21 protein-coding genes are annotated in these 21,017 nt (G+C 45.3%); 18 read left to right on the top strand and 3 right to left on the bottom strand.

Annotated elements, in window-relative coordinates:
* Positions 1-9 precede the first annotated feature (9 nt).
* From leuC to CFR83_RS06865, 16 genes are read left to right on the top strand one after another with little or no spacing between them, the layout of a single operon-like run.
* A complete protein-coding gene (gene leuC / locus CFR83_RS06940) occupies positions 10-1,422 on the top strand; it encodes a 3-isopropylmalate dehydratase large subunit (protein WP_088813339.1) in 1,413 nt (470 codons plus the stop codon).
* A gap of 17 nt (positions 1,423-1,439) precedes the next feature.
* Positions 1,440-1,628 (top strand): entericidin, encoded by a 189-nt coding sequence (locus CFR83_RS08400; RefSeq protein ID WP_088813338.1) that lies wholly within the window; start codon positions 1,440-1,442, stop codon positions 1,626-1,628.
* Positions 1,628-2,275 carry a 3-isopropylmalate dehydratase small subunit gene (gene leuD / locus CFR83_RS06930; protein ID WP_088813337.1) on the top strand — a complete coding sequence of 216 codons (648 nt, stop codon included), beginning with the start codon at positions 1,628-1,630 and terminating at the stop codon, positions 2,273-2,275. Before CFR83_RS08400 ends, leuD begins: the two co-directional genes overlap by 1 nt.
* 21 nt (positions 2,276-2,296) lie before the next feature.
* Positions 2,297-3,364 (top strand): 3-isopropylmalate dehydrogenase, encoded by a 1,068-nt coding sequence (gene leuB / locus CFR83_RS06925; protein WP_088813336.1) that lies wholly within the window; start codon positions 2,297-2,299, stop codon positions 3,362-3,364.
* A 42-nt stretch (positions 3,365-3,406) separates the two neighbouring features.
* Positions 3,407-4,540: an aspartate-semialdehyde dehydrogenase gene (gene asd / locus CFR83_RS06920; RefSeq protein WP_088813335.1), complete on the top strand. Its 1,134-nt coding sequence runs from the start codon at positions 3,407-3,409 to the stop codon at positions 4,538-4,540.
* Position 4,541: 1 nt separating this feature from the next.
* Positions 4,542-5,837, top strand: a complete 1,296-nt coding sequence (locus CFR83_RS06915; protein WP_088813334.1) for a FimV/HubP family polar landmark protein — start codon at positions 4,542-4,544, stop codon at positions 5,835-5,837.
* A gap of 7 nt (positions 5,838-5,844) precedes the next feature.
* On the top strand, positions 5,845-6,681 hold the full coding sequence (gene truA / locus CFR83_RS06910) for a tRNA pseudouridine(38-40) synthase TruA (RefSeq protein ID WP_088813333.1): 837 nt from the start codon (positions 5,845-5,847) through the stop codon (positions 6,679-6,681).
* Position 6,682: 1 nt separating this feature from the next.
* Positions 6,683-7,360 carry a phosphoribosylanthranilate isomerase gene (locus tag CFR83_RS06905; protein ID WP_088813332.1) on the top strand — a complete coding sequence of 226 codons (678 nt, stop codon included), beginning with the start codon at positions 6,683-6,685 and terminating at the stop codon, positions 7,358-7,360.
* A gap of 11 nt (positions 7,361-7,371) precedes the next feature.
* Positions 7,372-8,565: a tryptophan synthase subunit beta gene (gene trpB / locus CFR83_RS06900; RefSeq protein WP_088813331.1), complete on the top strand. Its 1,194-nt coding sequence runs from the start codon at positions 7,372-7,374 to the stop codon at positions 8,563-8,565.
* Between the two features lie 8 nt (positions 8,566-8,573).
* Positions 8,574-9,371 (top strand): tryptophan synthase subunit alpha, encoded by a 798-nt coding sequence (gene trpA, locus CFR83_RS06895; protein ID WP_088813330.1) that lies wholly within the window; start codon positions 8,574-8,576, stop codon positions 9,369-9,371.
* 2 nt (positions 9,372-9,373) lie between these two features.
* Positions 9,374-10,246: an acetyl-CoA carboxylase, carboxyltransferase subunit beta gene (gene accD / locus CFR83_RS06890; protein ID WP_088813329.1), complete on the top strand. Its 873-nt coding sequence runs from the start codon at positions 9,374-9,376 to the stop codon at positions 10,244-10,246.
* Between the two features lie 17 nt (positions 10,247-10,263).
* Complete coding sequence (gene folC, locus CFR83_RS06885; protein WP_088813328.1) at positions 10,264-11,565, top strand: bifunctional tetrahydrofolate synthase/dihydrofolate synthase; 1,302 nt, start codon at positions 10,264-10,266, stop codon at positions 11,563-11,565.
* 33 nt (positions 11,566-11,598) lie between these two features.
* Positions 11,599-12,249: an SPOR domain-containing protein gene (locus tag CFR83_RS06880; RefSeq protein ID WP_088813327.1), complete on the top strand. Its 651-nt coding sequence runs from the start codon at positions 11,599-11,601 to the stop codon at positions 12,247-12,249.
* A 19-nt stretch (positions 12,250-12,268) separates the two neighbouring features.
* On the top strand, positions 12,269-12,784 hold the full coding sequence (locus CFR83_RS06875; protein ID WP_088813326.1) for a CvpA family protein: 516 nt from the start codon (positions 12,269-12,271) through the stop codon (positions 12,782-12,784).
* 24 nt (positions 12,785-12,808) lie between these two features.
* Positions 12,809-14,350 carry an amidophosphoribosyltransferase gene (gene purF / locus CFR83_RS06870; protein WP_088813325.1) on the top strand — a complete coding sequence of 514 codons (1,542 nt, stop codon included), beginning with the start codon at positions 12,809-12,811 and terminating at the stop codon, positions 14,348-14,350.
* A gap of 9 nt (positions 14,351-14,359) precedes the next feature.
* The gene (locus CFR83_RS06865) at positions 14,360-15,562 is read left to right on the top strand and encodes an O-succinylhomoserine sulfhydrylase (protein ID WP_088813324.1); all 1,203 of its coding nucleotides are present in this window, start codon (positions 14,360-14,362) and stop codon (positions 15,560-15,562) included.
* Between the two features lie 39 nt (positions 15,563-15,601).
* Here the strand turns inward: CFR83_RS06865 and CFR83_RS06860 are convergent, their stop codons facing one another.
* From CFR83_RS06860 to modB, 3 genes are read right to left on the bottom strand one after another with little or no spacing between them, the layout of a single operon-like run.
* Positions 15,602-16,606, bottom strand: a complete 1,005-nt coding sequence (locus tag CFR83_RS06860) for an MBL fold metallo-hydrolase (RefSeq protein ID WP_243383404.1) — start codon at positions 16,604-16,606, stop codon at positions 15,602-15,604.
* Between the two features lie 14 nt (positions 16,607-16,620).
* Positions 16,621-17,706, bottom strand: coding sequence for an ABC transporter ATP-binding protein (locus CFR83_RS06855; protein WP_088813323.1), 1,086 nt, complete (start codon positions 17,704-17,706; stop codon positions 16,621-16,623).
* Positions 17,706-18,347: a molybdate ABC transporter permease subunit gene (modB, locus tag CFR83_RS06850; protein ID WP_088813322.1), complete on the bottom strand. Its 642-nt coding sequence runs from the start codon at positions 18,345-18,347 to the stop codon at positions 17,706-17,708. The genes CFR83_RS06855 and modB overlap by 1 nt, the downstream gene beginning before the upstream one ends.
* A gap of 224 nt (positions 18,348-18,571) precedes the next feature.
* Between modB and soxC the strand changes: the two genes are divergently transcribed.
* Complete coding sequence (gene soxC, locus CFR83_RS06845) at positions 18,572-19,921, top strand: sulfite dehydrogenase (RefSeq protein ID WP_088813321.1); 1,350 nt, start codon at positions 18,572-18,574, stop codon at positions 19,919-19,921.
* Entirely contained in the window at positions 19,905-20,969 is a 1,065-nt protein-coding gene (locus CFR83_RS06840; RefSeq protein WP_088813320.1) for a c-type cytochrome, read from the top strand. The genes soxC and CFR83_RS06840 overlap by 17 nt, the downstream gene beginning before the upstream one ends.
* The last annotated feature ends 48 nt before the right edge of the window (positions 20,970-21,017 follow it).

Below are 21,017 nucleotides of genomic sequence, written 5' to 3'. Positions count from 1 at the left end.
GGAAGATCAATGGCACGTACGTTGTATGACAAATTATGGGATGACCATGTTGTTCATGTAGAAGAGGACGGGACCACCGTCCTCTACATTGATAGACAGTTGCTCCACGAAGTTACAAGCCCTCAAGCCTTTGAGGGTTTGTCTTTAGCGAGCCGCCCAGTTTGGAGAAACTCAGCTAACTTAGCGGTTTCTGATCACAACGTGCCAACAACTGATCGCTCTGAAGGTATTAAAGATCCAGTATCACGTTTACAGATTGATACCTTGGATCAAAACTGTGATGCATTTGGTATTACGCAATACAAAATGCATGACAAGCGTCAAGGCATTGTTCATGTGATTGGCCCTGAGCAGGGCGCCACATTGCCTGGCATGACAGTTGTTTGCGGTGACTCTCACACAAGTACTCATGGCGCATTTGGCGCATTGGCGTTTGGTATTGGTACATCAGAAGTTGAGCACGTATTAGCCACACAAACTTTGCTCATGAAAAAGAGCAAGAACATGTTGGTGCGTGTTGATGGCCAGTTGCCTTTGGGTTGTTCTGCTAAAGATATCGTTTTAGCGATTATTGGCAAAATTGGTACAGCGGGTGGTACTGGTTACACCATTGAGTTCGCTGGTGATGCGATTCGTTCTTTAACGATGGAAGGTCGCATGACTGTTTGCAACATGGCCATTGAAGCTGGTGCAAGAGCAGGTTTAGTGGCAGTTGATGAGACCACCATAAATTATGTTAAAGGTCGTCCGTATTCTCCTGCAGAAGGTGAAGCATGGCGTCAAGCTTTGCAGTACTGGAGAACTTTGCATACTGATCAAGGTGCTCAATTTGACCGCGTGGTTGAGTTGCGCGCTGAGGACATTAAGCCACAAGTAACTTGGGGCACATCTCCTGAGATGGTGTTGTCGATTGATGATCGCGTGCCTGACCCTGAAAAAGAAAAAGATCCAGTTAAGCGTGAAGCGATGGAGCGTGCATTGGCCTACATGGCTTTGACTCCAAACACGCCGATTGAATCAATTTCAGTTGATAAAGTATTTATTGGTTCTTGCACGAACAGCCGTATTGAAGATATTCGTGCAGCAGCTAGAGTAGTTGAGCGTATTGCTAAAAAAGTTTCACCAACTGTGCGTTTAGCCATGGTGGTGCCTGGTTCAGGTTTGGTAAAAGAGCAGGCTGAGCGTGAAGGTTTAGATCGAGTATTTAAAGCTGCTGGCTTTGAGTGGCGTGAGCCAGGTTGCTCAATGTGTTTGGCGATGAACGCTGACCGTTTGGAGCCAGGTGAGCGTTGCGCATCGACCTCTAATCGCAACTTTGAAGGACGCCAGGGTAATGGCGGAAGAACACATTTAGTAAGTCCTGCTATGGCTGCTGCTGCTGCCCTAGAAGGTCACTTTGTAGATGTTCGTAAAATAGCTTAAAAATATTGGAGACCTCTATGAAACAACTTTTAAAAATCTCAGTAGCCATTTTGATGATTTCTGGATTGGCTGCATGCAACACTATTTCAGGTTTGGGCCAAGATTTGCAAAACTTGGGTACGGTGATTGATAAAAATACAGCGAAGAAGTCTGATTCAAAAACCGAATCTGATAATTCAGGCGTGGTTGTTACACCGGTTAAATAATGGATAAGTTCACAGTTCATCAAGGCATCGTTGTGCCGCTCGATCGTGAGAACGTCGATACAGATGCCATCATTCCAAAGCAGTTCTTGAAGTCAATCAAGAGAACTGGCTTTGGTCAAAATCTTTTTGATGAATGGCGTTATTTAGATCAAGGTGAACCTGGTCAAGATTGTTCTGCTCGTCCGATTAATCCTGACTTTGTCTTGAATCAATCGCGTTACAAAGGTGGCAGCATTCTATTGGCGCGCCAAAACTTTGGTTGCGGTAGTTCACGTGAGCATGCCCCATGGGCTTTAGAGCAATATGGCTTTAGGGCAGTGATTGCTCCTAGTTTTGCAGATATCTTTTTTAACAATTGTTACAAAAATGGTTTGTTGCCAATTGTTTTGTCAGCGCAGCAAGTGGACCATTTATTCAATGAGACATTTGCGTTTAATGGCTATCAATTAACGATTGATTTGGAAAAGCAGCAGGTAATTGCTCCTGATGGACGTGCCTATGACTTTGATATTGCACCATTTAGAAAATATTGCATGATCAACGGTCTTGATGATATTGGTTTGACTTTGCGTCATGCCGATAAAATTAAGGCTTATGAAGCAGAGCGTATCTTGCGCATGCCTTGGTTGGGCACGAAGCTTCCTTAAATTTCCGATTAAAGGTTTTACATGAAGATTGCAGTATTGCCAGGTGATGGCATTGGCCCAGAAATTGTTGCTGAGGCAGTAAAAGTATTAAATGCCTTAGGCGAGTCTTTTGAGATGGAAACTGCCCCTGTGGGTGGTGCTGGCTATGAAGCCAAAGGTCATCCATTGCCTGAGGACACACTAAAGCTTGCCAAAGAAGCGGATGCTATTTTGTTTGGTGCCGTTGGTGATTGGAAGTACGACACCTTGGCGCGTGAACTACGTCCTGAACAAGCTATTCTTGGTCTACGCAAACATTTGAGTTTGTTTGCAAACTTAAGACCAGCGATTTGTTATCCAGAATTAACTGAAGCGTCTAGCTTAAAGCCAGAGATTGTGGCTGGCTTGAACATTTTGATCGTGCGTGAACTAAATGGCGATATTTACTTTGGTTCACCAAAAGGTATTCGTACGGCAACAGACGGGTTGTTCCCAGGTGCGCGTGAAGGTTTTGACACCATGCGTTATAGCGAGCCTGAAGTAGAGCGTATTGCTCATGTGGCATTCCAAGCTGCACAAAAGCGTCACAAGCGCGTGTGTAGCGTTGATAAAGCTAACGTGCTAGAGACTTCACAGTTGTGGAAAGAAGTCATGACTCGTATTGGCAAAGAGTACCCAGACGTTGAGTTGAGCCACATGTATGTGGATAACGCTGCGATGCAATTAGTGAAGGCGCCTAAAGCGTTTGACGTGGTCGTAACTGGTAACTTGTTTGGTGACATTTTGTCTGATGAGGCAGCGATGTTGACAGGTTCAATCGGTATGTTGCCGTCTGCATCATTAGATAAAAATAACAAAGGTTTGTATGAGCCAAGTCATGGTTCAGCCCCGGACATCGCTGGTAAGGGTGTCGCTAATCCTTTGGCAACGATTTTGTCAGCTGCGATGATGTTGCGTTACTCTTTGGGTAAAGCAGAGCAAGCTGACCGTATTGAACAAGCAGTGCAAAAAGTTTTAGCGCAAGGCTTTAGAACGGGCGACATTAAGACTGAAGGTTGCAAATTAGTTGGTACCCGTGAAATGGGTGAGGCAGTTTTAAAAGCTCTGTAAGATAGATATCCCTAATTTAATTTTTTATTGATAGGTGTCGTTATGGCAACTCCATTAGTTGGTTTAGTAGGTTGGCGAGGTATGGTTGGTAGCGTTCTGATGCAGCGCATGCAGGACGAAGGTGACTTTGCTTTGATCGAACCAGTTTTCTTTAGTACTAGTAACGCAGGCGGTCCAGCTCCTGCCATGGCTAAGAACGAAAAGAAACTCTATTCTGCAGACGATGTGGATGCTCTAAAGCGTTGCGACATCATCATTACTTGCCAAGGTGGTGATTACACCAAAGAGATTTATCCAAAAATCCGTGCGACTGGCTGGAAAGGTCATTGGATTGACGCTGCCAGTGCTTTGCGCATGGTTGATGAGTCTGTGATTATTTTGGACCCAGTTAATCGTCCTGTGATTGACTCTGCAATTGCCAAAGGTGGCAATTTATGGGTGGGTGGTAACTGCACAGTGAGCTTGATGTTGATGGCCATGGGTGGTTTGTTCCGCGAAGGCATGATTGAGTGGGTTAGTGCCATGACCTACCAGGCGGCTTCTGGCGCTGGTGCGCAAAACATGCGTGAGTTGCTTTCTCAAATGGGCGCTTTGCATGATGCAGTTAAAGCCGAGCTTGCTGACCCTGCATCCGCTATTTTGGATATCGATCGCAAAGTAGCAGAAACAATGCGTTCAGCTAATTTCCCTAAAAAGAACTTCCGCAACACAGCATTGGCTGGTAGCTTGATTCCGTGGATTGACGTGCCTGTTGAGCACGGTCAGACCAAGGAAGAGTGGAAGGGCGGCTCTGAGTGCAACAAGATTTTAGGTAATGCACCATTCCGTTCTGCGGGCAGCATTCCTATTGATGGTTTGTGTGTGCGTATTGGCGCGATGCGTTGCCATTCACAAGGTCTAACTATCAAGTTGAAAAAAGACGTACCGTTAAGTGATATTGAAGGCATTTTGGCTGGTGCTAATGACTGGGTCAAAGTGGTACCTAACGATCGCGAAACAACAGAAAGAGATTTAACACCAGCAGCAGTAACAGGTACTTTGACTGTGCCAGTAGGCCGCTTGCATAAGCTAGCAATGGGCCCTGATTACTTAGGCGCGTTCACAGTGGGTGACCAGTTGTTATGGGGTGCTGCTGAGCCATTACGTCGCATGTTGCGTATTTTGTTGGAGCGTTAATTTGTTCTCGTCGCGCTACCTAGTTAGTCTTGCCTTGGCAGTATTTGCTGGGCAAGCACTTGCTTTGAATCTGGGTAATTTAACTATCCAATCCAAAGTGGGTGAACCCTTGGTAGCGCAGATTGCGGTTCAAGTTAATCCAAGCGAAATTGATGCCTTGAAAGATATTCAGGCGGCTTTGGCCAGTCCTGAGATGTATCAACGCTTGGGGATTACTTCATCAGCTACACAAGCGCAACTGCGAGTGAGTTTGGTGAAAGGTTCTAAGCAAGAGCCAGTAGCTATCAAAATCAGTTCTGATGAAGTTCTAAAGCTTGCTCCTAATGAAGTCTTCTTAGATGCATTGGTTGAGTTGCGTTGGTCTGCTGGTTTAGTGCGACGTGTTTACACCTTGATGGTGGCTGATCAAGCCAAGGTAGAAGTTAAGTCAGGTGAGACGCTGACTGAGATCGCAACCAAAGTCATGGCTGATTTTGATGATGCCAATTTAGATCAAGCTCTCATAGCGCTTTACCGCGCTAATCCACAAGCTTTTGCTGGCGGCAGTATTCATCGCTTGATGGCTGGATCAGAGCTCAAAATACCAAGTAAGGCGATGGTGCAAAGTGTGCCTAAGCAAGAGGCAAAAGAAATCGCTGTTACAGCCAATACTGCCTATCGTTCAGGTCAGGCCAATTTGCCACTAACAGATATCTCTAAACCTGAACTTGCAGGTGATCGCCTTAAGGTAGGTCCCGCAGCTGGATTAGAAGGTGAAGCAAAGCGTCGCATGGAAGAGTTATTGGTGCAAGAAAAAGCGCTTTCAGATGCCAAGCAAAGAATTGTTGAATTAGAAAAAAATATTTCTGATCTTAAAAAACTCATTCAAAGTAGTGATCAAGCCTCTGGTGTAAAAGCTCCTGCTGATTGGAAAGACTACGCAGGTCCTGGTGTTTTAGCTGTATTTATTTTGATTGCGTTGTGGGTACTTTTAAAACTATCACGCAATGAGGCTGCCAAAGCCAAGGCTGCGGATTCTGCTGCTGTTCCTGAGCATGCCGCCAAGTTATTCGCTTCATTGGATTTGAATCTTGATACAAAGCCAAGAGAGACTTCAGTGTCATCGCTCGCAGAGTTACCAACTTCAGAAACGCTGCGCGTCAAATTGAACTTGATTCGTGCCTACATCACGATTGAAGATTTTGTGGCAGCACGTCAGGCTATTGATGAAGTTTTGGCAGTGAGCAGTCAGGTCGATCCTGATCTGACCATACAAGCTAATTCATTATTAGCTGAAATCAATCAGCGCACGTCATAAGATCACCATGCGTCTAGCGCTGGGTTTGCAATATGACGGAGCCGCCTTCTCAGGTTGGCAAACTCAACACAGCGGTCAAACAGTTCAAGATCATTTAGAGGCGGCGCTCGTCAAATTTATCGGCGACCCCGCCATCGCAAAAGTTAATACCATTACTGCAGGCAGAACAGATGCTGGTGTGCATGCCTTAGGGCAGGTGGTGCATTTTGATACCGATATCGTTCGACCTGACCTGTCGTGGGTTAAGGGTGTCAATGCATTTTTGCCAGCAACAATCAGTGTGCAATGGGTCAAGCCTGTACCTGTGGATTTTGATGCCAGATTTAGCGGATTTGAACGAACCTACTGTTATGCATTATTAACAGGACCTTGTGCGGCACCTTTGGTGGCAGGTAAGGCGGGTTATTACATGTTGCCTCAGGGTAAGAGTCTTGATGTAGAGGCGATGCGTAAAGCTAGTCAATGTTTACTGGGGGAGCATGACTTTAGTTCTTTTAGGTCTTCTGAGTGCCAGAGCAAAACACCGGTTAAAACACTGTATCAGTTGGATATCCATCAGCATGGCCCATGGATTTACTTTGTGGTCAGAGGTAATGCCTTTTTACACCACATGGTTAGAAACTTAGTTGGTAGCTTGTTGGCGGTGGGTTCTGGTAAAGAAAGTCCTGATTGGTTAAAGAGTGTTCTAGAGGCGCGCAATCGTCAATTAGCGGCTCCAACATACATGCCTGATGGTTTGTACCTGATTAGGGTAGGATATCCGGAAAATTTTGAGATTCCTGAGCCTAATTTGGCGGGTAGTCTTTTGCCATTAGAGCTATTTAAGTCAATTGAGGTAAGTTGAAGTGGGCCTGTTAAAACACACACCTGATAAAACCCGGATTAAGTTCTGTGGCTTTACTCGTTCTTCAGATGTGGATGCAGCTGTTGCCTTAGGAGTGGATGCCCTAGGATTCGTCTTTTATGAGCCCAGCCCAAGGTATGTGAGCCCAGAGATGGCGGCAGCTCTAATTGGTCGTATGCCAGGCGGAATAGATGCGGTCGCTTTGGTGGTCAATCCAACGGATGAAGAGGTTAAAAGGATCAAAGACCGTGTGCCAATGACTTTATGGCAGTTTCATGGGGATGAGTCTCCTGGTCGCTGTGAAGAGATTGCCGAGGGTATGCCTTGGATGAAAGCAGCCAGAATTAAGCCAGGCTTCAACCTTTCTGATTTTTCTCTACAATATGCCAAAGCAGCCGGTTTTTTACTGGACGCCTTCGTTGAGGGCTACGGTGGGGGCGGGCATGTATTCGATTGGTCTTTGATACCGGAACTATGGGCAAAAGAAAACGCGCATCGGGTCGTTTTGAGTGGTGGATTGAACACGCACAACGTGGTCGAGGGAATCTCGCACCTTAAACCTTGTGCTGTGGATGTTTCTAGCAGTATTGAAGCAGCTAAAGGTCAAAAAAGCCCTGAATTAATGAAGGCGTTTGTTGAAGTAGTTCGTGGTGCCAATCTAGGCACCCAAGCCGTGTAGAGGTTAAGACTATGTATGATTTTCCAGATGTAAGAGGTCATTTCGGGCCTTATGGTGGCGTGTTTGTTTCTGAGACATTGATGTATGCATTAAATGAGCTCAAAGAAACCTATGCCAAATACCAACACGATCCAGAATTCTTAGCTGAGTTCCACTCAGAGCTAAAACACTTTGTGGGTCGTCCATCACCTGTTTATCACGCCAAACGTTGGAGTGAGATGTTAGGTGGTGCGCAAATCTATTTGAAGCGTGAAGACTTGAATCACACCGGGGCTCACAAAATTAACAATGTGATTGGTCAGGCAATGTTGGCTAAGCGCATGGGTAAGAAGCGCATCATTGCTGAGACAGGTGCAGGGCAGCATGGTGTAGCAACTGCCACCATTTGTGCGCGTTTTGGTTTGGAGTGTGTGGTTTATCAAGGCGCCGTAGACGTGGCTCGTCAAGCGCAAAACGTTTATCGCATGAAATTATTGGGCGCCACAGTAGTGCCGGTTGAGTCAGGTACAAAAACACTCAAGGATGCTTTGAACGAAGCGATGCGTGACTGGGTTACCAATGTAGAAACCACTTTTTACATCATTGGTACGGTGGCTGGACCTCATCCCTATCCGATGATGGTTAGAGATTTTCAGAGTGTGATTGGGGAAGAGTGCAAAGTACAAATGCCAGAAATGACTGGGCGCCAACCAGACTACGTGATGGCTTGCGTGGGTGGTGGCTCCAATGCCATGGGTATTTTCTATCCATACATTGATGTTCCAGGTGTTCAATTAATTGGTGTGGAGGCAGCAGGCCATGGTTTAAATACCAAAGAGCATTCTGCTGCGTTGGTTGCAGGCACACCAGGTGTATTGCACGGCAATCGCACGTATCTATTGCAAGATGAAAATGGTCAGATCGCTGAAACACATTCAGTTTCTGCTGGTATGGACTACCCAGGTGTTGGTCCTGAGCATGCTTGGTTAAAAGACTCTAAGCGTGCTGACTATGTGGCGGTGACTGATGATGAGGCGCTCAAGGCGTTTCATGATTGCTGCCGCATTGAGGGCATCATTCCTGCATTAGAAAGTAGCCATGCGATTGCATATGCTTGCAAATTAGCACCTACTTTGCCGAAAGATAAAACTATCTTGGTCAACTTATCAGGCCGTGGTGATAAGGACATGCACACAGTTGCGCAAGAATCAGGTTTGAAGTTTTAGGAATATCGATGTCAAAAATTGCAAAAGTATTTGCTGAGTTAAAAGCACAAGGTCGTAAAGGTTTAGTACCGTTCATCACGGCAGGTGATCCTGAGCCAGGTCTTACTTTGGAGTTACTGCATGCCTTGGTGCGTGGTGGTGCTGACGTGATTGAGTTGGGAGTACCTTTCTCTGATCCAATGGCTGATGGCCCAGTGATTCAGAGAGCGTCTGAGCGTGCTTTGTCTCATGGCACAACACTCAAGCATTGCATTGAAATCGTCAAAGAGTTCCGTCAAACCAATGACCATACTCCGATTGTTTTGATGGGTTATGCCAATCCAATCGAACACATGGGCACAGAAGTATTTGTCAAAACTGCCAAAGATGCGGGTGTTGATGGTGTCTTGGTGGTGGATTACCCACCCGAGGAATGCGAAGATTTTGCGCACCAATGCAAACAAGCGGGCATTGATCCTATTTTCTTGTTGGCGCCAACGTCATCACAAGAGCGTATTGATCAGGTTGGTAAGGTAGCGGCTGGCTACATTTACTACGTTTCCCTAAAAGGGGTTACTGGGGCGGCTAATTTGGATACCAAGGCAGTTGCGAGCATTATTCCTCAAATCAGGGCTGCTTCTGAGGTGCCTATTGCGGTTGGTTTTGGTATCAGAGATGCCCAGTCAGCCGTGGCTGTAGGGCAGACAGCGGATGCAGTGGTAATTGGTAGCAGAATTGTGCAATTATTAGAGGAAACCCCTAGTTCACAAAGAGTACAATCCCTAGAGAATTTCCTAAAAGACATCCGCAAGGCTTTGGACCAATAAATATGAGCTGGATCGATAAATTACTACCGCCAAGTATTCAACATACGGACCCTGCGCAACGTAAGAGCGTTCCTGAGGGCTTGTGGGTCAAGTGCCCATCTTGTGAGGCAGTGCTTTACCGCAATGACATTGAAGCAAATCTCCATGTTTGCCCAAAATGTGATCATCACATGCGCATCAATGCTCGTCAGCGCCTAGATAAATTATTGGATCTAGAAGGTCGCCATGAGATTGGCCAAGAAGTCTTGCCAGTGGATGCTCTGAAGTTCAGAGATACTAAAAAATACCCAGACCGTTTAAAAGACGCCATCGATACCACTGGTGAAACAGATGCGATGGTAGTGATGTCAGGTGCTATTCATACGATTCCAGTTGTGGTGGCTTGTTTTGAGTTTGAGTTCATGGGTGGATCGATGGGCTCTGTAGTGGGTGAGCGTTTTGTGCGCGGTGCCCAAACAGCTCTAGAGCAAAAAGTTCCTTTCATTTGTATCAGCGCCACTGGTGGTGCGCGTATGCAAGAGAGTTTGTTGTCATTAATGCAAATGGCAAAAACAAATGCCATGTTGGTGAAGTTGGCGCATGCCAAGTTGCCATACATCAGCGTATTAACAGACCCAACCATGGGTGGTATTTCAGCAAGCTTTGCCTTCATGGGTGATGTGGTGATGGCTGAGCCGAAAGCTTTGATTGGTTTTGCGGGGCCACGCGTGATTGAGCAAACTGTTCGCGAAAAATTACCAGAGGGCTTCCAGCGCTCTGAGTTCTTGATGCAAAAAGGTGGCATCGACATGATCGTTGATCGTCGCAATATGCGTAAAGAAATTGCTGACCTACTAGCGTTGTTGTTAAAGCAACCTAGTGATTCAGTCGCCTAAGCTTCTTAGTTACCCACTTGTCTGCCACGTTTGACAATTTAGATGATTGGTTGCGTCATTTAGAAAATGCGCACCCAGTAGGGATTGATATGGGCTTGGAGCGTATCAATCGTGTCAAAGAAGCTCTGCAATTACAAATGGCTGCCACAGTCTTTATTGTGGGTGGCACCAATGGCAAGGGTTCAACCTGCGCCTTACTTGAGAGCATTCTTTTGGCCGCCTCTTACAAGGTTGGTTGTCACACCTCACCACATTTCTTAAAGTTCAATGAGCGTGCACGCGTGGGTGGCGAAGCGGTGAGCGATGAGTTATTGCTAAAACATTTTGCAATCGTTGAAAACGCTAGAGCTTCTTTACCTAATCCACCAAGTTTGACTTACTTTGAGTTCACTACCTTGGCGATCATGCATTTATTTTCGCAAGCAGGTTTGGATGCAGTGATTCTAGAAGTAGGTTTAGGTGGACGATTAGACGCTGTGAACATCATTGATGCTGATTGTGCGATTGTGACCAGCATCGATATGGATCATATGGAATACCTGGGAGATACCAGAGAGAAAATCGCTTTTGAAAAAGCGGGCATCTTCCGCTCTGGTAAGCCTGCAGTATGCGGTGACCCTGTGCCCCCACAGTCGTTGGTTGATCATGCGAATGCTATTGGGGCTGATTTATGGTTGATGGGACGTGACTACAACTTTCAGGGTGATAAACAGCAGTGGGGTTGGGCGGGCCGTAGTAAACGTTTTTCAGGTTTAGGTTATCCAGCTTTGCGGGGTGCGAACCAGTTACTTAATGCCTCAGCAGTGATAGCCGCTTTGATGGCGGTTAGGGATCGTTTGCCAGTAGGGGCTCAAGAGATTAGGAATGGCATGGCTTGGGTTGAATTGCCAGGTCGTTTTCAGGTGCTGCCAGGCCAGCCGACCATCATCCTAGACGTTGCCCACAATCCTCATGCGAGTGCCGCATTAGCTCAAAATTTAGAGAATATGGCGTATCACCCATACACCATTGCTGTGTTTGGTGCGATGGCAGATAAAGACATCCAAGGGGTCATGAAACCCATGTTGGATAAGATTGATTTTTGGTATTTTTGCGACTTGCCGACAGCCAGAGCTGCCACAGGCGAGGCTTTGGCCAAGCAGTTGAGGGACTTAGGGTTTAAAGAGGGTAAGGATTCAGGCATAGAAGTATTTGCAAGTCCTGAATTAGCATACCAAGCTGCGCTAAAAAAGGCGGGCGAGGGTGATAGAATTACGGTATTCGGATCCTTCTATACCGTTGCTGGTGTGTTGGCCTATCGAAATGCAAAAGCTCATTAACGATGACACAACTTTGACCTGACAATTTAGCTAATGCGCCTACCATTCTTTAACCGCCCAAGTACCAAAAACAACACGCCAGTTGAAGATGGCCTGACTGAAGATCCTGAGCGTCAACGCGCCCGACACCGACTAATTGGTGCGATATTTTTGGTCACAGTTGCTGTTGCTGGTCTACCTATTATTTTTGATTCAAAGCCTAAGCAATACAACAACGATATTGCGATTCAAATTATTCAGCCAGGTGCTAAAGAAGAGAAGAAATCTGATCCAAAACCAGAAGAAGCTCGCACTGAAACTGCTGCAGCCAACAAAGACACCAAAAAAGAAGAATCCAAATCAGATAAGCCAGCACCTGTCGCTAAAACTTTAGACAAGGGTGAAGAGGTTTTATCGATTCTTGAGGATAGAAAATCTACTCCCGCAGCAAACACTGGTCACAGTGGCAAATACATTGTGCAAATCGGCGCATTTGCATCAGAAGACCGCGTGAAAAACTGGCAGAAGAAATTAAATGAACAAAAAGTATCTACCTATGTTGATGTCAGACCTGGCAAAGACGGTGGTAAGTTGCATTTGTTGAGATCAGGTCCTTACGGCGACCGAGCGGCTGCTGAAGCTGCGGAAAAGAAAATCAAATACGTTGGTCTGAGTCCGAAGATCATCGAGCAGAAGTCTGAGTGAATAGACGGGCGCAGATAACATGAACCTACATTTCACACTTGTCGACATCGCCTTCTTCACCATCCTAGTTATTTCATCTTTAGTGGGTGTGTGGCGTGGTTTAGTGCGAGAAGTGTTGGCTTTAGTGGGGTGGGTGGCTGCAGCATGGATTTCTTATCACTACGCCACTTGGTTGGCTCATGAATGGTTAACTGGAGTTCCTGGCGGTGAGATGACCCAATTGGCATTGGGCTTTGTGATCTTATTTATTTTGACCATGATTGTGTGTGCCTTGATTGGGCGCTTTTTGGCAAAAATCATGCAACAAGCAGGTTTAAGCCCAATGGATCGATTATTGGGTTTTGCATTTGGCTTGTTAAGAGGTTTATTAATTGTTGTTATTTTGAGCAGTCTGATTGTTTTAACCAGTCTTTCTCAAACAACAGAATGGCGTAAAGCTTGGAGTTTGCCTGCGGTCGAATTGTTGACTGGCATGGCACAGGCATGGTTACCAGATGAGTGGGCTGCTCAGGTGTCTGAGCAGTTGAGGAAGTAAGTTTTAAAAAGATAGAGGTTTGATATGTGCGGGATTGTCGGTGCAGTAGGCAATAGTCCAGTAAATCAGTTGCTATATGACGCATTGTTGCTATTGCAACATCGCGGTCAAGATGCAGCAGGTATTGCTACCATGAATGGCAGTTCATTTAGCATGCACAAAGCCAATGGCATGGTGCGTGATGTGTTCCGTACGCGCAATATGCGTAGCTTGCCAGGTAATGCTGGTATTGGTCAGGTACGTTACCCAACTGCTGGATCAGCAAGCAGTGAAGAAGAGGCGCAACCTTTTTATGTGAATGCCCCATTTGGCATTATCTTGGCTCACAACGGCAATCTAACCAATGCACCAGCTTTGCGTGATGAGATGTTCTATCGCGATCGCCGTCACATCAATACGAATTCAGATACAGAAGTTTTGTTGAACGTTTTGGCTGATGAGTTGCAACGTGCCACTAATAGTATTGCTCTTGATGCGGGTGCTGCTTTTGCAGCGGTGAGCGAAGTGCATAAGCGTTTGAAAGGTTCTTACGCGGTTGTGTCTTTGATTTCTGGTTACGGTTTATTAGCTTTTAGAGACCCATTTGGTATTCGTCCACTTTGTATTGGTCGCTTGGATACAGCGCAAGGCCCTGAGTGGATGGTGGCTTCTGAGTCAGTGACATTGGAAGGTTTAGGTTTTAAATTTGTCAGAGACGTAGCTCCTGGTGAAGCTATCTTCATCGGTGTGGATGGTCAGTTCCAAAGCAAGTTGTGTGCTGAGAATGCGCGTTTGAACCCATGTATTTTTGAGTATGTGTATTTGGCTAGACCTGATTCATGTATTGATGGCGTGACGGTGTATGACGTACGCTTATTGATGGGTAATTACTTGGCTGAAAAAATTGCTCGTGAGACAGATGTTTCGCAAATTGACGTGGTCATGCCAATTCCTGATTCAAGTCGTCCGGCTGCTATGCAAGTGGCGAAGTTATTGGGTGTGCCATACCGCGAAGGATTCTTTAAGAATCGTTATGTGGGCCGTACTTTCATCATGCCTGGCCAAGCGATGCGCAAAAAGTCAGTACGTCAAAAACTCAATGCGATGCGCTTAGAGTTCAAGGATAAGAATGTCTTGATCGTTGACGACTCAATTGTGCGTGGCACGACTTCATACGAGATTGTGCAAATGGCACGTGATGCGGGCGCTAAGAAAGTTATTTTTGCCTCAGCAGCGCCTCCTGTACGATTCCCTAACGTGTATGGTATTGATATGCCAACACGTAGCGAGTTGGTAGCCTATGGCCGTACGCACGATGAAATCACCAAGTTGATTGGTGCTGATGAGCTGATTTATCAAGACGTTGAAGATCTTAAAAAAGCTGTGCGTGATATCAACCCAGCTATTGCTAATTTTGATGCTTCTTGCTTTGATGGTCAGTACATTACAGGTGACATCACAGAGTCGTATTTGGACGCTCTAGAGGCTTCTCGCAATACGCCTAAGTCTTTGGCGGACCGTCAGCAAGCCGAGGGTTCTGATTTGGCAAGATCACAATTACATTTACATTTGGCTTCTCAAGAGTAGTATTGAGTTATGAGCGATAAAAAAAGAGCACCTCTAGATATTAAAAATCTGCAAACTGACACCTTGGGTGTTAGGGCAGGTGTTCGTCGTACAGAATTTAATGAACATTCTGAGGCAATGTTTTTGACCTCTAGTTTTTGCTTTGACAGTGCTGCTGATGCAGCTCATGGCTTTGCAAATGCTGAAAAAGGTTTTATCTATTCAAGGTTTACCAATCCAACTGTTGCAATGTTCCAAGATCGCTTGGCGGCGATGGAGGGTGGTCAGGCTTGTATCGCGACATCTTCTGGCATGTCAGCCATCATGACTGTGGCGATGTCACATTTGCAAGCTGGCGATCATGTTGTTTGTTCGCGCTCTGTATTTGGCGCGACGATTCAGTTGTTCACTGCTATTTTGGGTAAGTTCGGCATTGAAACCACCTATGTGGATATGTCTGATCTTGGCTCATGGAAAGCTGCGGTCAAGCCAAACACCAAACTGTTTTATTTGGAAACCCCATCAAACCCATTGACGGAAGTGGCGGACATTGCCGGGATAGCAAAAATTGCAAAAGCTGCTAATGCGCTATATGTAGTGGATAACTGCTTTTGCACGCCTGCCTTGCAAAAACCGATTGAACTCGGTGCCGATGTGGTGATTCATTCGGCGACCAAGTACTTGGATGGCCAAGGTCGTGTGTTGGGTGGTGCTGTTGTTGGTACAGAAGAATTTATTTTAGGTAAAGTCTTCCCGTACGTGCGTACATCAGGTCCAACCTTATCGGCATTCAATGCGTGGGTGATTTTGAAGGGTTTAGAAACTCTCAACTTAAGAGTCGAAAAGCAAAGTCAATCGGCGCTAGAGTTGGCCCAGTGGTTAGAAAAGCAACCAACTGTTGAGCGTGTTTACCATCCTGGTTTGAAGTCTCATCCGCAGTATGAGTTAGCCAAAGCCCAGCAAAAAATGGGTGGTCCTATTTTGTCATTCACGCTCAAAGGTGGCAAAGAGGCTGCATGGAAGGTGATTGATGGCACAAAATTGTTATCAATCACGGCTAACTTGGGTGACACTAGAACAACCATCACGCATCCTGCTACGACAACGCATGTGCGCGTAACACCAGAAGCGCGTGCTGCAGCTGGTATCACTGATAGTTTGGTGCGTATTGCAGTTGGTCTAGAAAATATCGAAGATATAAAAAACGATTTATTGGCCGGCTTAAAGGGCTAATTGTTTTTCTAACAATGAGTTAGATTCAAAAAAGGAAGCTTAAAAAGCTTCCTTTTCTGCTTCTAGATAAGCCAAGCTCACATATTTGCCAATGTTCGCTTCAAACCCTTTGGTATTTTTTGCATACTTAATCACGCGAGGGTCTTTCAAAACCAATCCTTTTGCAGTGCTTGGGTCAATGCCGTCCTTCACTGCTTGAACGCAGGTTTCATAGATGCCAGCTAAAAACGTACCGTACTCATTGAGTAGTTCTTTTTTGGCGTGACCATGACCGGGGATCCATAGCTGTTGGCCGGCTGATTCAAAAAGAGCTTTGTATGTTTTGAAGGTGCCGACATAAGAGCCATCATCGATATTGGCAATTCTTTGGTCCATGGCAATGTCACCAACATGAGTGACTTTATCTTCAACAACTTCTATGCAAATATCACCCGGGGTGTGAGCTACACCATAGTGATGAACCTTGATGGTCACATCACCATAGTTAAATACATCGCCATGTTTGACAGGGTGTGTTGGTGGAATGACTTTGGTGCCTACCGTGGCTTGATTCGTCCAACGTTCCATCAGGCTGCGCCAAGTATTACCTTCAATCCCTTTGATTTGTTCAAGGCTGTAGGGGTGTGCATAAATAGGCATTGGCCCATAGGCATCAATGAACGCTTGGTTACCTAAAAAGTGATCGCCATGATAGTGAGAGTTAAAGATGGCAACTACTGGCTGTTTGGTCACCGTTTTGAGCATCCGAATCGCCATCTCACCAATCTGAACAGATGCGCCGCTGTCTAACACCACCACACCTTTAGAGGTGATAGCAAAAGTGATATTGGCCATCATGCCTTGGTTCTCGGCGGTAGGAAAGCCATCTGGTGAATAGATCATCCAAACATGCTTACTCAATTGTTTAATCGGGTGATCTTTAACTTTTGGACCTTTGATGAAGTCCTCGGTTGCCTTGGCTAATTCAATTGCTTGAGGTAAGACGAGTAAACCTGCAGCGCCTAAAGTTAATTTGAGGATATTTCTGCGCTTATTCATCTTCATAAAACCCCATGTGATTATTTAATGAGTTCTGGGTTAATTGGCATGATATGAATTTGATCGGGGTCCAGATAAATCTTCTTATGAGCCCCAATAGTGATACCTAATCTTTTTAGCTCATTAGATGATGCTTGCCAGACTATTTGATCATCACATCCTTTGACTTGCCAATAAATCACAGCAATTTGACCCAATTGTCGAACTCGAATAACTTCGCAGTCAATTAGATTGTTTTTGTAACTATGTGTATCTTGATCAGAGTTAATGACTTCAATGGAGTGACTCGGAATCACCCATGCCACATCGGTAGGTTTTTTAATCTTGCCTTTGTCTTTAACAAAAAGTTTTAGACCTGCTTGACCCCAACTGAGCACGCCTGACTCAAAAATGCCACGGAATAAATTCGGGCTACCTACTAATTCTGCAACGCGCGCATTGCGTGGCTTGTCTAAGAGTTGTTGGGGTGCTGATGTTTGTAAGCTCACGCCATTGTCAATCACGGTGATTTTGTCACCCAAGCGAATCGCTTCATTAAGGTCGTGAGTGACTAAGATGATTGGTAAGGACACTGCTTGACGCAACTCAGATAGTGCCTCGTATAAATTTTGACGAGTCGGGGCATCCACTGCTGAAAATGGCTCATCTAATAAAAGTAATTTGGGGTCGCGCGCTAATGCGCGTGCAAGTGCAACGCGTTGTTGTTGACCGCCAGAGATTTCATGAGGGTAACGATTCGCTAAATCTGCGATTCGTAATCGTTTTAACCAACGATGCCCTTCATCACTCGAAGAAACTTGTCTAGCAATCAGTGGAATACAGACATTTTCTAAAACTGTTAGATGTGGAAAAAGAGCGTATTGCTGAAATAAAAACCCAACAGATCTTTTTTCTGTTGGTACGCAAATCTTTTGGGTGGTATCGAGCCAAACCTGATCTTGACATTGAATTAAGCCGCTAACATCCGATAGACCTGCAAGGCTTCTTAGTGCAGTAGTTTTACCGCTGCCAGATGGGCCAACTAAAACATGCAGTTCACCCAAATCACATGCGAACTGAATGTTGATTGGAAAATCTTTTTGGCGGTGTATGTTGACTTTGAGCATTAGCGCACCTTCTTCTGGTTGGTGAGTTGATAGCTCAAGGTGATTGCTAGTAATGATGTGATTAACAATGCCAAGGACATCATGGCAGCGCCGGAGTTATCCATGTTTTGCACGCTGTCATATATTGAGATTGCGATGGTTTTGGTTTCTCCAGGAATGGATCCACCAATCATTAAGACCACGCCAAATTCTCCGAGGGTGTGCGCAAATGTCATTACAGCAGCACTGATGATGCCTCGCCACGCAAGAGGTAGTTGTATAAGCTTGAATGCTTGCCAACGATTGAGGCCACTGCATTTTGCAGCTTCATTAATTTCCAGTGGAATTGCTTCGAACGCGCGTTGAATCGGTTGAATTGCAAAAGGTAAATTAAAAATAATCGATGCAATTACAAGACCTGTAAATGTGAAGACCAATGGTTGGTTAAATAATTGAACACCGCTAAATGTAACGAGTAGGTAATAACCAAGAACAGTGGGTGGCAATACGAGTGGTAGAGCAAGTGATGCTTCTAGCAATGATTTATTTTTCTTACTATGCGCCAGTTGATAAGCAGCCCATATGCCAAACGGAATTAAAAATAACAAAGTACACAAGGCAAGCTTGAGTGAAAGTATGAGTGCTTGTGTATCAAATGACATAGTTAGTGAAATTTTATAGCTGTTTACAAAAAAATATTTTCAGTTAGATAAAGCAAATAAGTGTTCGTGAAAAAAGCATAGTGCTTACCCTTAAACCGTCAAAAAACTAACAACTTTTTGTTATTTGTATATTTCAAAAAGATCTATAAACATGAATAATCTCACACTAGTTGAAAAAATATTCAACACAAATAATTTTGCGTTGTTTGAACTTTGGGGGTCCTGTGCCAGTTAAAAAGAAATCTACACCAATAGGTAGGTTACGTCGTGCGCCAGAAAACTTCGTGACTCAGCAATTTGCTGATGAAGTTTATGAGCATGGTTTGAGTGAAGAGCGCCGCGGTTTCTTGCGTAAAAGTTTTGTTGCGGCCTTGGGTGCAACAGCAACTGGTGCTGCAATCGCCGCTGAAGGCGAAAAAGTTATTTTAGAAAAGCAACAATGGCAAACGACCTTGGGTCAACCAGTTGCTGCACGCCCATACGGCATGCCATCACAGTGGGAAGCTGCATTGCAGCGTCGTGAGTCTCCAGGTTTGACTCGCGTGCCTGCAGCATCAGTAGCGTTTTCACCGCTACAAGGATTCTTCGGCATCATCACACCAAACGGTTTGCACTTTGAACGTCATCACCAAGGTTGGTATGACATCGATCCAGCGCAACATCGTTTGATGGTGAACGGTTTAGTTCGCCAAGAAAAAGTATTCACCATGGATGACTTGATGCGCTTGCCAAGCGTTTCTCGTATTCACTTTATTGAGTGTGGTGCTAATACAGGTTTGGAGTGGGGTAACGTGGCTGTTCCAAGCGTGCAATACACGCACGGTATGTTGTCATGCTGCGAGTTCACAGGTGTGCCTCTATCAGTGTTGTTAGACATGTGTGGTGCTGACCTTAAAAAAGGTAAGTACATCTTGGCTGAAGGCGGTGATGGCTCTGGCATGACTAGAACTATTCCAATGGACAATGCACTTAAAGATGTATTAGTTGTTTGGGGTATGAACGGCGAAATGTTGCGCCCAGAAAACGGCTACCCATTGCGCCTCTTGGTGCCTGGTGTACAAGGTGTTAGTTCTGTGAAGTGGTTGCGTCGTATTGAAGTAGGTGACATGCCATATGCAACCAAAGATGAAGCTGTTCACTACATCGACTTGTTGCCAAGTGGTTTGCATCGTCAATACACCACCGTACAAGAATGTAAGTCTGTGATCACGACGCCATCAGGTGGCCAACAATTACTAGACAAAGGTTTCTACAACATTAGCGGTATGGCCTGGTCTGGTCGCGGCAAGATCAAGCATGTAGATATTTCTGTTGATGGCGGTAATAACTGGCGCAGAGCTCGTTTGGAAACACCAGTGTTATCAAAAGCGATCACACGTTTCAATATGGACTGGGTATGGGATGGCTCACCAGCTATCTTGATGTCTCGTGCAACAGATGAAACTGGTTACGTGCAGCCAATGGTTAAGCAATTGCGTGAAGTGCGCGGCACACGTTCGATCTATCACAACAATTCAATTCAAGCTTGGAAGCTTGATGTGAACGGGGAGTTAAGCAATGTTCAAGTTGGCTAATCAATTAACTAAACACCTCGTTCTCGCTGGTTTGGCATTGGGCGCGATGGCTGCGGCTCATGCTGATACTAAATATCCAGGTATTGGTCGTGAGGCGACTAAAGCTGAAGTGGCTGCTTGGGACATTGATGTTAGACCTGACTTCAAAGGTCTTCCAAAGGGATCTGGCACAACAGCTCGTGGTCAAGAAGTATGGGAAGGTCGCTGTGCTTCATGTCACGGTACTTTTGGTGAATCAAATGAAGTATTTACTCCAATCGTGGGCGGTACAACGAAAGAGGACATCAAAACTGGTCGAGTAGCTTCTTTAACGAGCGAAAAGCAACCGCAAAGAACTACTTTGATGAAAGTGGCGACTGTTTCAACGCTATGGGATTACATCCACCGTGCGATGCCTTGGAATGCACCTAGAACTTTGTCAGTGGATGATACGTATGCGGTATTAGGTTACGTTTTATCCATGGCTGAAATTGTTCCTGAAGACTTTACTTTGAGTGACCAAAATATCGCTGAAGTACAAAAGTTGATGCCTAACCGCAATGGTATGACTCAAGCTCATGGTATGTGGAATGAGGGTGGTAAGCCAGACGTCAAAGCAACGGCTTGTATGACCAACTGTACAAAACACGTGACGATTGGTTCAACATTGCCGGATTATGCGCGTAATGCTCATGAAAATCTTGCACTGCAAAATAGACCATATGGTCCATTCCGTGGCGCAGACACAACTAAGCCACCATTGGCCAAGTTACCAGGTAAAGGTTTAATGGCAGTTAATATGTCTGCTGCTGAATCTATTACGCCAGAGGGCTTATTTAAGAAGCATAATTGTTCAACCTGCCATGCGCCTGCTAGCCGTGCGATTGGGCCGGCGATTTCAGAAGTGGCTGCTAAGTACAAGGGTCAAGCTGACGCGATGAGCAAGTTGCACAAAAAGGTGAAGGTTGGTGGAGCTGGCACATGGGGTGCAATCCCAATGCCGCCACATGCCCATGTGCCTGAGGGGGATATTGATGTGTTGGTAAGGTGGATGCTTACTGGCAAATAAACCATTAATATGGATAAGTATTCAGAATTATTTGAAATTTAGTTTTTT

Origin of the sequence: Polynucleobacter victoriensis (assembly GCF_900187875.1) — a bacterium.
Lineage (GTDB): Bacteria > Pseudomonadota > Gammaproteobacteria > Burkholderiales > Burkholderiaceae > Polynucleobacter > Polynucleobacter victoriensis.
The sequence above is the reverse complement of the archived record's forward strand: the minus strand, read 5'-3'. Positions and strand labels throughout refer to the sequence as shown.

Coding starts and splice junctions, on each gene's coding strand:
- accD (WP_088813329.1), top strand. CDS start 9,374: ATGAGCTGGATCGATAAATTACTACCGCCAAGTATTCAACATACGGAC.
- leuD (WP_088813337.1), top strand. CDS start 1,628: ATGGATAAGTTCACAGTTCATCAAGGCATCGTTGTGCCGCTCGATCGT.
- trpB (WP_088813331.1), top strand. CDS start 7,372: ATGTATGATTTTCCAGATGTAAGAGGTCATTTCGGGCCTTATGGTGGC.
- CFR83_RS06840 (WP_088813320.1), top strand. CDS start 19,905: ATGTTCAAGTTGGCTAATCAATTAACTAAACACCTCGTTCTCGCTGGT.
- purF (WP_088813325.1), top strand. CDS start 12,809: ATGTGCGGGATTGTCGGTGCAGTAGGCAATAGTCCAGTAAATCAGTTG.
- CFR83_RS06860 (WP_243383404.1), bottom strand. CDS start 16,606: ATGAAGATGAATAAGCGCAGAAATATCCTCAAATTAACTTTAGGCGCT.
- CFR83_RS06855 (WP_088813323.1), bottom strand. CDS start 17,706: ATGCTCAAAGTCAACATACACCGCCAAAAAGATTTTCCAATCAACATT.
- trpA (WP_088813330.1), top strand. CDS start 8,574: ATGTCAAAAATTGCAAAAGTATTTGCTGAGTTAAAAGCACAAGGTCGT.
- CFR83_RS06865 (WP_088813324.1), top strand. CDS start 14,360: ATGAGCGATAAAAAAAGAGCACCTCTAGATATTAAAAATCTGCAAACT.
- asd (WP_088813335.1), top strand. CDS start 3,407: ATGGCAACTCCATTAGTTGGTTTAGTAGGTTGGCGAGGTATGGTTGGT.
- CFR83_RS06875 (WP_088813326.1), top strand. CDS start 12,269: ATGAACCTACATTTCACACTTGTCGACATCGCCTTCTTCACCATCCTA.
- truA (WP_088813333.1), top strand. CDS start 5,845: ATGCGTCTAGCGCTGGGTTTGCAATATGACGGAGCCGCCTTCTCAGGT.
- leuB (WP_088813336.1), top strand. CDS start 2,297: ATGAAGATTGCAGTATTGCCAGGTGATGGCATTGGCCCAGAAATTGTT.
- leuC (WP_088813339.1), top strand. CDS start 10: ATGGCACGTACGTTGTATGACAAATTATGGGATGACCATGTTGTTCAT.
- CFR83_RS06880 (WP_088813327.1), top strand. CDS start 11,599: ATGCGCCTACCATTCTTTAACCGCCCAAGTACCAAAAACAACACGCCA.
- modB (WP_088813322.1), bottom strand. CDS start 18,347: ATGTCATTTGATACACAAGCACTCATACTTTCACTCAAGCTTGCCTTG.
- CFR83_RS08400 (WP_088813338.1), top strand. CDS start 1,440: ATGAAACAACTTTTAAAAATCTCAGTAGCCATTTTGATGATTTCTGGA.